The following is a 14,536-nucleotide window of genomic DNA, read 5'->3' on the forward strand; positions in this document are numbered from 1 at the left end:
TTTTTAAAATGGGGAATTTATACCAAAGGTCGGGTGCTTCGCCTAATGGCGCTGCCTTAAGCGGTGTCATTAGGGTCCAGCATCGCTCCGCTTGCTTACGCGCGCGGCTCGGTTATTTCTTTGCTGTCTGAATCAAATCCTAGTCACAGCAGGGAGTGAACCGAGACGCGCGCGTAAGCAAGCCGAAACGGAACTATCCGCTTTCACGAATGACACTGCTTAAGGCAGCGCCATTAGGCGAAGCGCCGGACCTACGCTTACTGACCATCAGAGAAGAGATTAGTTGGGGCACTATAATATAAGTCGATTCCTCAGCCCTCACGGTCGCAGCAAAGATTGTAAAACGTCAACCGAGCCGCGACCGTGAGGGAGCGGATAACAGTCTATTCAGAACAATTGGAAGCTAAAATTATTTTAGTTCAAATGCAAATGGAGATGAGCCTCAGGCCCATCTCCATTTTCTAAGGATATCTAGTCCGCACAGTTAGGCGCGGCTTCGATTTATTGATTAGCTGCTCGTTGTTGGGATGGAGCAGTTCTGATTTTATCAAGAAGCATATCTCTTTCTTCTACTAATGATTTTAATTTTTCTTGATTATGCCGCATAGCTGTTTCAACGTGTTTATTGGTCGCTTCTATTTGGCCTACTAATCTAGGTAGAAGTTTTCTTTGCGTCCAAAGATGAACAACTTCTGGGTTATTGCGGTATTTTGGAGGAACTCCACCCTTTTTATCTTTTCTCTTATCGGAGCTGTCCAAAATACGATCTAATTCCACTTCACTGTTATGCAGTTTCTGTTTTGTAGTTAACAGATATTTTTTGCCATCAACAAGCTTGTCGTGTTGACGAACTATAGCCGCTTCAAATTGTGTAATTTGTTCAGCAAGTTCTTTCAACCTGGGCTTGTGTTCTTGGAACATTCCTTTAGTTGTATTAGCACGACGGATTGTTTGTAAAGTCGTAGCCGCCTTGGTTTCTTTTTTGGCTTGAGCATCCCTTGTCATCATCACATCTTTAGTCTTTTGTGCAGAGTTTTTGGGATCGATCATTTCATCAACAGTGAGAACCAGCTTCGTGCCTTTGTATCTATTATCCACATATTGTTGCACACGAGCCTCGCTATCTGTATGACGAACACATCGTCCAGCAGCTTGAGGCCCTGATAAGGTTCCATTGATTACATTACGGTCGGACTCAACCACTGGTGAGTAGGTATTTACGATCTGAACGTTGAGCACGTCTTTCAAGCTAACACCAGTAGCCACTGTTTGGTCTGATACCACATGTCCCACAATTCCTGCATCCAGCATTGCAATAATTTCTTTTTTGTTCTGCTCTGAAGTGCTTGAGTCAATTGTGGCGGTATAATGACCATTAACCTGTAAATCTTTGAGATCTCTCGCGGTTAATGGCGCATCAATGACACTGGAGATGGCATTTGAAAATCTTATGCAACTTGTAAGGTCTTCCGCACGATCTAATATTAACCCAATCATCGCTTCACGTTGCCTGGGTGGTAAATCACCAAGTGTAGATTCTATAGCTAATAACTTTTCACGTAGAGTTTCTCTTGTTAGGTTATCGCAAGCTTTAAACTTAGCCAATAAATGATCTGGTATATCTTTATTGGTTTTGTATAAGTCAGAGGGGTGGTACTTTACTATTTCTTTATCATAACCCTCAACATGAGCTTTCAACTTTCCAGTTCTATCTTTTTCACCAATACTAGCAGGTTTGTCTCCGAGGACTAAAGCCAAGGCAAAACTGTTCACTGTTCGTTGTAAGCTTTTTTGTTGCTCTTTTTGAATATCTTTAACAAGATCAACAGGCTTAGCAGGAGTGCCACGATCAATTTTTTGGCGTTGTTCAGCAATTTTTTGTACATTTTTCTCTTTAGTAAACAACAGCGTCATTTGAAGACGAGCATCCACTTCCGAGTCATGTCTTAGGGTAGCTATTGCACCTTTGTATTTATCGATTGTAGTAGCATCACCCTCAGCTATTTTCTTATAGACTTCTGCTACAGTATCCCTGGTTTTCTTGTCATCTGAAAACGCCATATTACGTTGGCAGCGAACACGATTTTGCTCTATGGCCATGTCGATTGCTTTACTCTGAGCCTCTTCATCGCTCAAACTGGAATCGGCTTTCATAAGCGCTTCTTTTATTTTGACCGGGTCAGCATATCCACTCATGCCGGCCGTAAGGTAGTAATCGTCGAAATAATGAATGACAGCTTGATCAATCAGATCTTTTGCATCATGGAATGCTACTTCTGGTTTAATGGGTCTAACAGTACCTATTCCTATTGCTTCCCCTAGGTTTAAATCGGTAAGTGGTCCGCCGCCAAATTGCTGATACAACTCGGGTGTGGGGGTTGCAGTAAATGCAAGCATAGAATTATGGCTCTGCATTTCTTGTAATAATGCGATAGATTCTCTACTAAATGTCTGAGTGTGGGCCTCGTCGATAAGAATCATTTGATTATTTAACATACTTGCAATGACAGGAAACATCGGGTGTGTTGATTGTAAGACCATTTGGTCGAATTTCGTTTTTGAAGTACCGTCAAGAACAGTGCGGAAGAATTCACGAACTTGTTCAGGATCCGTTGGGTCATCAACAGACGTTTTCAATACATCGAGTGTAAATACAGTTGGCTTTTTACTCACCCCGTTTACTTTTCCGGCACCTAGCATTGATTGAACTTCTTTCGTTTGCTGGCTTACTAATAACGCATCAGGTACGATCATTACGCATGGACCAAGTGTTTGTAAGGCTTGAGCTAATCCAGCCATCAGAATACTCTTACCACTTCCTGTGCCAGCAATTGCAAGTTGTACGTCATGTCCTTTGCTTAGTTCATCTGCGTATTTAGCAAGTATTTCTGTTTGGTATGGATAATTTGAAAATGAAGTGGCACTGACTTCTAATCCTCTTTTAGTGATTGCATACAGATCACCATCCGGCTTAACTCTTAAGTCAACGGTTGCTTTATGTCCGATGTCGAAGAATAGTTTTCCCCTGGTAGGTAACGCTGCGTCATGTGCAGCCAACTTACTTTCAATTTTTACAGTGTAGGCTTGTTCTCCCTTAACTACACCTTCCTGAATGAATTCTACGGTGTATACGGCGCCACCAATTGTAATAGCTGCTTCTAAATGCCATTTTTGATCGTGGGGATCTTTTTTCCATTGGCTCCCTGCAAGTCCGGGCGTCCCTGCTAGTGCCAGAAGTTCTTTGACCACGTTGCCAATTTTTGGTTCTTTCTTGAGGTTTTCATTCGCAACTACTTTATCAGCGACTTGAAGGCTTACCATAGGTCCACCAGTTAAGGCTTCTTTAAGTAAGTGAATTGCTGCTGTTGTATCTGTATAATCTCTTAGGTCTGCTGCAAATCTTTGTCTAGTTTCAACTGAAGCGCCCATTATATTGTCCTCACATTAGATTCTAAAAAAACTACATTTTGATTGCCTGACAGCCATTATTTTTAAAATATAGTCCATAAATGTAAAAAGTAAAAAACTGATTCAGTTCGTTGAAAATAATGGTGATAGGTTATATTATAAACATTTGACCTTAAGTGAGTATTAATAGAATAAATAGACACAACATTGCGCACTTGGTACAATTATTATAAGGTGGTTCAATGAAGAGAGCACATGTGAGCGAAGGATCAAAGCATTCAACATTAAAAATAATGCTTGCTGTCACCGATAAAGCTAAAGAAAAGTTACAGCAGGCTATTATTGAATTAAAAGGTTTAAAACTTGCTCAAGAAAAAAGAGCTATAGCTCTTCTGGAACAAAATCCTCAGTCCATTAACCGACTATTGACCCTGTTTAAAAATGTAAATAAATACGACATTCAGTTAAATGAAGAAGTCTATTCCTATATAGAAAAAAATGTGGACTCAGTAGCAAAGCTATCAAATGTTATCGAGTTGCTTTCTCAAACTAATATTCCTCCAAAATCCATTCCTTTTAAATTACTGTGTAATGGATCCAATGGAAGTGATGAGCTTTCCTTAAGCTTTAATTTGTTTATTAACAAACAACAAATCGATTTACCAAGTATTATTTTATTATTGTCATTTCCCGAACAATCCTTAGAATTAGCATCATTGATTATTTCGCTGCAAAACAGGGCCTATTCAATTGAAGCTATACAACCATCACTGGTCGCTGCCCGTAAAGAATCAGCATCCGATGTGATTGAGCTACTAACCCTAGTCCTAAAATCGGGATTATTCTATCCCGATTTTGTAAATGTTGTTGTGGCTATGGGAGGCGGAGTTAAAAGTGTTCTTGAAGGAGCAAAACGTCTTGCCTCAAGGGATATTCTCAATGCAGGTTATTTTGACATAGCCAAATCAAATCCAGAGAATGCTTCGATGTTTGCAAAACACATCGAGTTATTGGTTGACTCCGAATTAATCGATATGAGAAATAAACGTCAGTTATCTCAACTCAGTGACTGTGGAGTAGGCGTACTTTGTTTTCTGCAACAATTGAAAAAAGCTGGCAAGTTAAATGCTGAAGCTTTTTCAATAGTTATACAACACAAAGCAATTCTCAACGATAAGGGAATTGAGAAGCAATTCAGTGAATTGCCTTTACTGACACAATTTAGTGGGGCTGAGATTGATTCAATATTGAATTGGATGCAAGAGAAGACAAGTCAAAATGCTACAGAATCGATTATTGCACTTATCGACTCGTACCAATTAGAGCGAAATGAATCCAGTCAAAGTTCCTCATTATAAGTGATCATAATCGGTTGTCGCAAATCAGACAACCGATAAGTTTTGTTCTTTACTTGATTTTATTTAAGATAAAATCAACCACGTTATCGAATGGTACTAATTCTGACTCTTTTGATGTTCTAGCCTTATATTCAATATTTCCTTGCTCTAGGTTTCTTTCACTCACAACAAGTCGGTGGGGTACACCAATTAAATCACTGTCAGCAAATAAGACACCAGGTCGTTCATTACGATCATCCAGTAAAACGTCTACTCCAATAGACAGTAATTTTTGATAGAGTGTGTTTGCTTTTTCTTTAACGAGTTCGGATCGTGCCGCATTGATTGGAATTATATTTAACACAAAAGGGGCTATCGCTTGAGGCCAAACAATGCCATGCTCATCATGATGTTGTTCAATAGCTGCTGCAACTACCCGAGAAATTCCTAATCCATAGCAACCCATCATCATCGTTTGTAATTGACCTTGTTCATTAATTACTGAAGCATTCATTGCTTCAGAGTATTTATCGCCCAACTGAAAAACATGTCCAACTTCGATACCACGACAGGAATGAAGTGTGCCCTGGCCATCCGGACTAGGATCTCCATTTTTAACATTGCGAAGATCATAAACGCTGTCGTATTTCCCGTCCCTTTCCCAGCATGCATTGATGTAATGTTTACCTTCTTGATTTGCTCCGCAAATAAACGAAGACATAGCCAATGCTTTGTGATCCACAACAACGGGTATCCCAAGATCTACTGGACCCAATGAGCCTGTAGAGCATTTTAAGGTTTTAACGATATGTTCTTCATCGACAAAGGTCAGTGGTGCATGTATCAAAGGATGTTTGATGGCTTTAACTTCATTTAATTCATCATCCCCTCGTAACACTAAGGCAATCATAGAGTGTTCTCGTCCTTTGACAATAAGGGTTTTAATCGTTTGCTTTGCTTCAACCTTTAGAAATTGGGCTACTTCGTTAATGGTTTTCTGATTCGGAGTATCAACAAGTTGCATTAACTCACTTGTTGTCTTAACCATTGTATCAGGTTTTAAGTAAGTGGCTTGTTCAATATTGGCTGCGTAGGAACTAGAGTCACTGTAAAATATCAAATCCTCCCCAGAATCAGCCAGCACTTGGAATTCATGGGAAGCTGAGCCACCAATTGCACCGGTATCGGCTTCTACAGCTCGATATTTTAGACCCATTCTATCAAAGATCTTGCAATAAGCATTGTACATATCTTGATAAGTTGCCTGTAAGCTTTCAAGGCTGAGGTGAAAGGAGTAGGCATCTTTCATAATAAATTCACGGGCACGCATCACTCCAAAGCGTGGTCTTATTTCATCACGAAACTTGGTTTGAATCTGATAGAAGTTTAAAGGCAATTGCTTATAGGATTGCAGCTCAGTTCGCATAATGTCTGTTATGACTTCTTCATGAGTTGGACCAAAGCAATATTCTCTGTCATTGCTGTCTTTCATTGTTAGCAATTGACCGCCAAAAGTATCCCATCTTCCAGTTTCTTGCCAAAGCTCGGCTGGTTGCACAGCGGGCATAAGTAGTTCCATGGCATTTGTTTTGTTCATTTCTTCACGAACAATGGTTTCTACTTTTCTAAGAACTCGCAGCCCAAGAGGCATCCAAGTGTATAGACCTGAACCAAGTTTGCGAATCATGCCCGCTCTCAGCATGAGCTGATGTGAGGCAATTTCCGCATCGTTAGGAGTTTCTTTTTGGGTGACTAAAAACCATTGTGACGCACGCATCTATGCTCCTAGAATTGATAGATTTTAGATGCGTTATTATATACTCAAGATACTTCAAAATGCTATTTCTGGTAGGATACAAAGGCTTTAAGATTCAAGCTTTGCTTCAATCAGTACCTGCTGAAATTTCTTTGCTAATTGGCTTGCCTCTTCACCATCAAGGGCCTTCATTTCATTTGCATAATTTTTCCAGGTTACCTTTCCACTGTTCACATCATAGATAGCCCCAACAATACCGATCGTATCCTGATCGATCATTGTTCTTAGGATCTCACTTCTTTTGTGTATATTTTGTAAAGTGTTGGCAATATTGATTTCAGTGACCCTGCCCACAAATTGCGCATTTTGTCCATCTCTGTTTTTAGTCACTTGCTTTTCAGCGTCTACTGCGGGTTTAATTTTATCCAAAAGTTGAGTGATATGCCCCTTCTTAATCCCATCACAGGCTGATTGAATTGCACCACACCTTGTATGGCCTAATACTACAATGAGTTTTGCACCGACAACATTACAGGCATATTCAATACTGGCTAAAATATCATCATTGACTACATTGCCTGCAATTCGAATACAAAAAATATCACCAAAACTCATATCAAAAATGGTTTCAACTGGAACCCTAGAGTCAATGCACGCTAAGACAACTGCTATAGGGTGTTGCATTTTAGCGGTGTACTTAATGTCAATTTGGTTTGAACGGTGTATGCGGCTGTCATTAAGGAAACGTTGGTTTCCTTCATGGAGGATGTTTAACACTTGTGCCGGGCTTAGATTTGATTGCACATCGTAGGTGGTTACATTGATGAAATCAACGTAATTATGGATTTGATAATTATCCTGGAATCCAGCCAAATTCAATGCAATTCCTTTACTTGGAGCCTGCTCTTCTTTGAACTCATTTAAAAACTCTAGAATTTCTTTATCAATGTATTGAGTGTAACGTGCATCAATGATTAATTGAGCATGTCTGGGAATAGAATCTAACTCCGCAACTAATGCTGCTTTGTTAAGGAAGGTCATTTGTTGTGGTAGTACCAAACGATAGGTTGCTCCCTTAGGGTATAACTCTTTGATAATGTCAATTCGTGCTTGACTGTTTGATTTCAAAATATAAAACAAGCTTATGGATAAGCCGATTAAAATACCAGCCAATAGATTGAATACGATAATACTGAGTACTGTGACGATAAATGGAATAAAGCGATCCATACCCTGGTGATAAATGTTGGTATAAATGGACGGTTTGTTTAACTTATAGCCGGTGTAGATTAAAATTGCTGCCAAAGAGGATAAAGGAATTTTATTCAAGGCGTTAGGGATAAGCATCACAGCAAAAAATATGAATAAGCCATGTAAAATGGATGAGTTTCTAGTCTTGGAACCCGCTTGTATATTGATAGAAGTTCTGACAATTACTGAAGTAATTGGAATGCCTCCGACTAATCCAGATAAGGTATTTCCAAGACCTTGTGCCACTAATTCTTTGTTTGAGGAACTATGGCGCCTCTTTTTATCCAATCGTTCAGAGGCTTTTAAATTAAGCAGAGTTTCTAAAGAAGCCACGATACATAGTACTAAAGCGTATAAATAGACACGAGGATTGCTCCACGAAGACCAATCTGGAAATTGAAGTTGGCTAAAGAAATCTCTAAATCCCGTTGTATCAGGAATATTAACTAACTGGGGTGAATTTTGAATTAACGGAGAGTCAGTCCATTGATAAAGTTCATTGAGCATTACCCCAAGGATAACAACCACAATAGGTCCAGGAATTTCTTTTAGAATTTTATTCTTTGTTTTGTCAAAATAAATCAAAGTCATCAATGATAAAACGGTAATGATTAAAGCACCTTCATTGATATGCTGAGATAACGCTAAAATAGGGCTTAAAGTGAGTCCCTCAGTGGTTTCTAATAAATGGGTCTTTAACTCATTAAAATCAGCAGAAAGGGTAAAAGCCAAAGGCAATTGTTTGACAATGAGCAATATTCCGATGGCACATAATAAGCCTTGGACAACATTTGTAGGTACATAATCAGCAACAAACCCTGCTTTAATTAGTCCGATGATGATTTGTAAAATCCCTGCTAAAACAAGAGCCAATAAAAAGGTGTTGAAGTCTCCTAATTGCGCAATTGCAGTTAGAACTACAGCAGCCATACCAGCAGCAGGACCACTCACACTAACCTGAGAACCACTAAACAGACCTACAACGACTCCACCAATAATTCCACTTAAAATACCCGAAAAGAGGGGAGCTCCAGAAGCTAGCGCAATTCCAAGACATAAAGGTATCGCTACTAAAAAGACGACAATTGAGGCTACTAAATCATACTTGAAATAACGTTTAGAATAGATTCGAAATAGCCTCATATTCACAGTACTTCTATCAATCATCCAACTATTCCTCAATTTAATTATCAGTTAAATATAGGTATCTATTCACCCAACCAGCACTTGTACAAATAACAATTTAACAGGACTTAGGTAAAATCCCAATGATTTCATTTAAAACAGATTTCAATCTGGACAGTTCGTTTATCACTAAACGCCTTTTGTCGAATTCCTAGTTGCTTTAATCATTGGGTTTTATGCAAGTCCTGGCTAAAGGATGACGTCGAATTATTTCATTTTATTTCAAAAATGAAAAGAAAAATAAGTGCTAATTCATTTTTCAGTGTTTAGCTCAGGATTATTAAGTTGTCTACAGAAATAAGTATTAGCTCATTTCAGAATCTGTTGCAAACTCATCGGATTCAAAAAGTTCTTCTGGATTAATATCTCTACAATCTGTCAATCCATGCTCAAGGTTTTTAAAATTCCAATGATTCTGATCCATCAGTTGACTTGGTTTTAAGCTTTGTAATGCATGAAGCATATTGCTGGGGATTTTGGGATTTTCTTCAGCGAGCTGATTAATGAGAGATGCTACTTTTTTGCGCATTAGATTTTCTTGGGAGCCACAAAGATTGCATGGAATAATAGGAAACTCTTGTTCTGTAGCAAAGGTAATGATGTCCTTTTCTTGGACATAGCACATTGGACGAATGACAATGTGCTTTTTATTGTCACTTAGAAGTTTGGGAGGCATCGAGCGAATATCGCCATTGTATAAGATAGACATCATTAAAGTGCGGATTAAATCGTCTCTATGATGTCCTAAAGCGATTTTATTATAACCATGTTCTTCAGCATATCTATAAATAATGCCTCGTCTGAGTCTTGAGCAGAGAGAGCAATAGGTTTTGCCCTCAGGAATTTTTTCTTTGACAATGGTATAAGTATCCCTGGTGAGAATTTCATGAGGAATTGCTCGATCTGCCAACCAAGCGCGTAAAGTTGAATCATCCCAGCCTGGTTGTGCTTGGTCTAATGTAAAAGCAAACAATTCAAATTTTTTCCCTGAGCGTATTCTCAATTTATCCAATATGGTGAGCATAGTGAAGGAATCTTTTCCACCGGATAAGCAAACCATGACTCGGTCACCTCGCTGAATCATATTAAAATCTGCGATGGCTTTGCCCGTGTAGTGAAGTAATTTTTTTTCTACTGCTGAAGGTATGGACGACATAATACAACCTATAAGTGTTATTTGGAGGCTACGCTGCCTACGGTGGAGTAGCCATTGACACGAGTTGTGGCTAACCAGGAGTTTACCAGTTGAATATCATTAACATTTAAAGTACCTGATAGATATTTTAAAGTTAACATTGCATTGATCAAATCATATTGGTCTTTAGCCAATTGCTCTTGGGCTTCGAATAATTTTTGTTGGGCATTCACAACATCCACCATAGTCCGAGTACCTACTTCAAATTGCGCTTCAGTACTATCCAATGAGTTTTTTTGAGAAATTACCGTTTGTCGGTCTGCCTTAACTTTACTGATTCCATCATTGATGGTATTGAATGCAATGCGACTGTTTACGACGACATCACGGTAGGTTGATTCCATTTGTTCACTGCTTGATTGAAAATCGTACTGAGCCTGCCTTGTTTGAGACTGTACAAGGCCTCCTTGGAAAACAGGGAAGTTCATCGCTAGAGCAACATTGGCTTGTGTTTGTCTCGAAGGAACAAAAAAAGTTGCGCCAGTTGAATTATTGTGTATTTGGGTAGCATTACTCTGTATGGAGAAAACAGGCCAATTTCCAGCAGACAGGGCTTTCACATTTTCTTTCGCTACTTCTAAAGCATACTTTGCTGCAAGAAGCTTATAGTTTTGGTTTATCCCAGTATCAATCCATTGGTTAACGTCATCTGGTTCAGGTTTTACTAAAGGTATTTTACTATCCCTTAATGGTGCAAGGGTGTCATACACATGATTGGTAAGCTTACGCAAATTTTCATTTTGATTCACTTGATTATTACGAGCAGCAATCACTGTTGCAATGGATTGATCATAAGCTGCTTTTGCTTCATAGACGGATGTAATTGCATCAAGTCCAACCTGAAATCGTTGGGTCGCTTGATCATATTGTCGTTTGTTAGCACGCTTCTTTGCTTCAGCAAAATCAAGGGTGTCTTTGGCAAAGAGAACATCAAAGTAAGCTTTTGCAGTACGTAAAATGAGATTTTGTGCCCCATCATTAAAAGTAGCTTGGGCAGATTTGACCGATGCTTTTGCTTGAGCAATTTTGGCCCAAGCTTGATAGTTGAAAATGGCTTGAGAAGCACTAACTTGCCATAAGGTATTGCCGTAATATAAATTCACACTAAATGGGCCAGCACTTGAATCTTGGTAGTTGCGACCTGTTTGTGCATTAAGACCAACTTGAGGAAATAGAGCTGCCCTTGCTTGAGGAACTGCTTCAGTACTGGACATGTAAGTATCGTAGGCCAGTTTGAACGTTGTGTCGTTTTCAAGGGCATGCTGATAAATATCCATGAGGTCTGTTGCATAGGAACATGCGGAAAAACCTAACATTATGATGCAAGACAGCAGCGATTTTCTCATGCAAGCTTTCCCTAGAATATAAATTCTTTTGGTTTTAATCTATCGGTTAAAAGAGGTATGTCGGTCTCAAACAGCATTGACTCAGTCCAAACATTATTGTGATCTAAAGAGAATAAACTCGCTTTCATTACTGGAGATTTTCCTAAAATTGCAAATAATTTGCCACCTGGTAACACTTGTAGTTTGTGGGTATCTGTCAAGTGGTCTAATGCTCCAGTAAACAAAACAACGTCGTAGGGGGCATTATCTAACCAGCCGCGACAACCATCTCCAGTTATTAATTCAACGTTTGAACAATTGTTTGCTTGTAACTTAGTCTTAGCTGAGTTGGTAAAGTCAGGGTATAAATCAACGCTTATAATCTTTTTACATAGCTTACTAAGCATTGCTGTCATAAACCCTGTTCCGGTCCCTATTTCTAAGACGGTTTCAGTCCCGTGAAGGTTGAGTGATTGTAGAATCGTTCCCTCTTCTAAGGGTGTTAGCATCCTTTGTCCATGAGCTAGTGGAATTTGCATGTCTGAATAAGCGAAATGAGCATATTGTTCTGGAACAAATTCTTCTCTAGAAATGGTTTCATATAAGTTCAGAATCGAATCGTTAAGTACCCCACCAGTTCTTAACTGTTGTTTGATCATGTTTGTGCGTGCGTTTTGATTACTCATTTGCTCTACCGTAACAATTATAGTTTATAGGTTAAAACGTTGGGGGAATTTTAGCAAGAATTCAACGCATACGCTATGAATTCACTTGGTTACAATGGTTAAAATTTGGTATTATTTACAACTTTATCCAGAATATTGGGAGAATACTAGTGCTTGAGCGATACAGTGATTTTTTACAAAGTCAGCTTGCAACACTTAAAGAAGAAGGTTTGTACAAATCAGAGAGGGTGATTTCGAGTCAGCAACAAGCCGATGTTATGGTTAATGAAAAAGAGGTCATTAATCTTTGTGCTAATAATTACTTAGGCTTGGCTAATGACCCACAATTAATCAAGGAAGGGCAGGCTGCATTGGCTCAATACGGCTATGGCATGGCCTCAGTGCGATTTATCTGTGGAACACAAACCCCTCATAAACAGCTTGAGAAAAAAATAAGTCAATTTTTAGGTCAAGAAGATACCATTCTTTATTCTTCTTGTTTTGATGCAAATACTGGATTGTTTGAAACCTTATTAGGTGAAGAAGATGCAATTATTAGTGATGCATTAAATCATGCAAGTATTATTGATGGGGTGCGATTATGCAAAGCTGCTAGGTATCGTTATGCCAATAATGACATGAAGGCTTTGGAAGAACAGCTGATTGCCGCTAAAGGCGCTAGATTCCGTTTGATTGCCACTGATGGGGTGTTTTCGATGGATGGCATATTAGCGAATTTGCCTGCAATTTGTGAATTAGCAGATAAATACGATGCTATGGTAATGGTTGATGACTCGCATGCGGTTGGTTTTATGGGAAACACAGGGAGGGGAACGCCGGAGCATTTTGGTGTAAGTGATCGCATAGACATCATTACTGGTACTTTAGGAAAAGCGCTAGGCGGTGCTTCTGGTGGTTACACCTCTTCAAATAGCACTGTAGTAGACTGGCTGCGTCAAAGATCTAGACCCTATTTATTTTCGAACACTTTAGCTCCAGTTATTGCTCATACCTCTTGTGTGGTTTTAGATAAGCTCTCACAAAGCAATGTTTTGGCAGAAAAACTCAAAAGGAACAGCAAATACTTCCGAGAGGGAATGACTAAATTAGGGTTTAAGTTAATCCCAGGTGAACATGCAATTATTCCTGTCATGTTAGGAGATGCAAGCTTAGCAGGTAAAATGGCAAATCGTTTGTTGGAGTTTGGAATTTATGTAGTAGGATTTTCTTATCCTGTTGTACCTAAAGGACTAGCGCGTATTCGCACACAAATGTCTGCTGCTTTAGAAATACATCATCTGGATAAAGCAATCAGTGCTTTTGAAAAAGTGGGTAAGGAATTTTCTGTACTATAAATTTATTTGAGGTAGTGAATGAAATCTTTGGTTAAATCGAAACGTGAACCTGGAATCTGGATGGAAGATGTCCCCATGCCAGACTATGGCGTGAATGATGTGCTCATTAAAGTTAAGAAAACAGCCATCTGTGGAACAGATATTCATATTTATAGTTGGGATGATTGGGCTCAAGCAACTATTCCAGTCCCTATGACCGTTGGCCATGAGTTTTATGGTGAAATTGTTGAGGTAGGTAAAGAGGTTCAAGGTCTTAAAGTAGGTCAAAGAGTATCTGGCGAGGGCCATCTTACTTGCGGATTTTGCAGAAACTGCCGAGCGGGTAAAAGACATTTGTGTCGAAATACACAAGGTGTTGGGGTCAATAGACCAGGTTGCTTTGGTGAGTATTTAGCAATACCTGCAACGAATGTTATTGTATTGCCTGATAATATTTCAGGCGATCAGGCGTCTATTTTAGATCCATTCGGCAACGCGGCTCATTGTGCTTTAGCATTTGATGTCGTTGGTGAGGATGTACTCATCACAGGAGCAGGCCCAATAGGTATTATGGCCGCAGCAATTGTACGTCACATAGGTGCTAGACATGTGGTTATTACTGACATTAACGATCATCGTTTGAACTTGGCAAAACAAATGGGGGTTACTCGAGCCGTTAATGTTAAACATGAAAAACTAAGCGATGTTGCCTCAGAACTAGGGATGATTGAAGGTTTTGATATTGGCTTAGAAATGTCAGGGAATCCATTTGCACTCAATGACATGATGAAAGCAATGAATCATGGAGGGCATGTGGCATTATTAGGTATTCCTCCACACGAAACGGCAATTGATTGGAATCAAGTTATTTTTAAGGGACTAGTTATTAAGGGTATATACGGTCGCGAGATGTTTGAAACCTGGTATAAAATGATTGCTATGTTACAGAGTGGATTAGATATCTCCCCAGTTATTACCCATAGTTTTCCAATTGATGAATATCAAAAGGCTTTTCAAATCATGGCTTCTGGTCAATCTGGAAAGGTAATATTGAACTGGTAACGAGGATGGATTTTTAAG

The 14,536-nt window shown here is 39.2% G+C and carries 9 protein-coding genes; 3 read left to right on the forward strand and 6 right to left on the reverse strand.

Annotation, left to right across the window (positions count from 1 at the left end):
* Positions 1 to 501: 501 nt before the first annotated feature.
* Complete coding sequence (locus tag Lwal_RS14010; RefSeq protein WP_058481428.1) at positions 502 to 3,429, reverse strand: DEAD/DEAH box helicase family protein; 2,928 nt, start codon at positions 3,427 to 3,429, stop codon at positions 502 to 504.
* A 221-nt stretch (positions 3,430 to 3,650) separates the two neighbouring features.
* Between Lwal_RS14010 and Lwal_RS14015 the strand changes: the two genes are divergently transcribed.
* On the forward strand, positions 3,651 to 4,766 hold the full coding sequence (locus Lwal_RS14015; RefSeq protein WP_058481429.1) for a hypothetical protein: 1,116 nt from the start codon (positions 3,651 to 3,653) through the stop codon (positions 4,764 to 4,766).
* A gap of 49 nt (positions 4,767 to 4,815) precedes the next feature.
* On the opposite strand, the gene Lwal_RS14020 is transcribed toward Lwal_RS14015, so the two are convergent.
* From Lwal_RS14020 to Lwal_RS14040, 5 genes are all read right to left on the reverse strand, one after another.
* The gene (locus Lwal_RS14020) at positions 4,816 to 6,522 is read right to left on the reverse strand and encodes a proline--tRNA ligase (RefSeq protein ID WP_058481430.1); all 1,707 of its coding nucleotides are present in this window, start codon (positions 6,520 to 6,522) and stop codon (positions 4,816 to 4,818) included.
* A gap of 87 nt (positions 6,523 to 6,609) precedes the next feature.
* Entirely contained in the window at positions 6,610 to 8,919 is a 2,310-nt protein-coding gene (locus Lwal_RS14025; RefSeq protein ID WP_058481431.1) for a bifunctional SulP family inorganic anion transporter/carbonic anhydrase, read from the reverse strand.
* A 322-nt stretch (positions 8,920 to 9,241) separates the two neighbouring features.
* Positions 9,242 to 10,093 carry a tRNA 2-thiocytidine(32) synthetase TtcA gene (gene ttcA, locus Lwal_RS14030; RefSeq protein WP_058481432.1) on the reverse strand — a complete coding sequence of 284 codons (852 nt, stop codon included), beginning with the start codon at positions 10,091 to 10,093 and terminating at the stop codon, positions 9,242 to 9,244.
* A gap of 17 nt (positions 10,094 to 10,110) precedes the next feature.
* Positions 10,111 to 11,478, reverse strand: a complete 1,368-nt coding sequence (locus tag Lwal_RS14035; RefSeq protein ID WP_058481433.1) for a TolC family outer membrane protein — start codon at positions 11,476 to 11,478, stop codon at positions 10,111 to 10,113.
* An 11-nt stretch (positions 11,479 to 11,489) separates the two neighbouring features.
* On the reverse strand, positions 11,490 to 12,143 hold the full coding sequence (locus tag Lwal_RS14040; protein WP_058481434.1) for a protein-L-isoaspartate O-methyltransferase family protein: 654 nt from the start codon (positions 12,141 to 12,143) through the stop codon (positions 11,490 to 11,492).
* A gap of 149 nt (positions 12,144 to 12,292) precedes the next feature.
* Between Lwal_RS14040 and Lwal_RS14045 the strand changes: the two genes are divergently transcribed.
* Positions 12,293 to 13,477 carry a glycine C-acetyltransferase gene (locus Lwal_RS14045; protein WP_058481435.1) on the forward strand — a complete coding sequence of 395 codons (1,185 nt, stop codon included), beginning with the start codon at positions 12,293 to 12,295 and terminating at the stop codon, positions 13,475 to 13,477.
* Positions 13,478 to 13,495: 18 nt separating this feature from the next.
* Positions 13,496 to 14,518, forward strand: coding sequence for an L-threonine 3-dehydrogenase (tdh, locus tag Lwal_RS14050; RefSeq protein WP_058481436.1), 1,023 nt, complete (start codon positions 13,496 to 13,498; stop codon positions 14,516 to 14,518).
* The last annotated feature ends 18 nt before the right edge of the window (positions 14,519 to 14,536 follow it).

Source organism: Legionella waltersii, assembly GCF_001468085.1.
Classification (GTDB): domain Bacteria; phylum Pseudomonadota; class Gammaproteobacteria; order Legionellales; family Legionellaceae; genus Legionella; species Legionella waltersii.

Excerpts from the sequence above, each read along its gene's own strand:
- Lwal_RS14010 (WP_058481428.1), bottom strand. The coding sequence starts at position 3,429 with ATGGGCGCTTCAGTTGAAACTAGACAAAGATTTGCAGCAGACCTAAGA.
- Lwal_RS14015 (WP_058481429.1), top strand. The coding sequence starts at position 3,651 with ATGAAGAGAGCACATGTGAGCGAAGGATCAAAGCATTCAACATTAAAA.
- Lwal_RS14020 (WP_058481430.1), bottom strand. The coding sequence starts at position 6,522 with ATGCGTGCGTCACAATGGTTTTTAGTCACCCAAAAAGAAACTCCTAAC.
- Lwal_RS14025 (WP_058481431.1), bottom strand. The coding sequence starts at position 8,919 with ATGATTGATAGAAGTACTGTGAATATGAGGCTATTTCGAATCTATTCT.
- ttcA (WP_058481432.1), bottom strand. The coding sequence starts at position 10,093 with ATGTCGTCCATACCTTCAGCAGTAGAAAAAAAATTACTTCACTACACG.
- Lwal_RS14035 (WP_058481433.1), bottom strand. The coding sequence starts at position 11,478 with ATGAGAAAATCGCTGCTGTCTTGCATCATAATGTTAGGTTTTTCCGCA.
- Lwal_RS14040 (WP_058481434.1), bottom strand. The coding sequence starts at position 12,143 with ATGAGTAATCAAAACGCACGCACAAACATGATCAAACAACAGTTAAGA.
- tdh (WP_058481436.1), top strand. The coding sequence starts at position 13,496 with ATGAAATCTTTGGTTAAATCGAAACGTGAACCTGGAATCTGGATGGAA.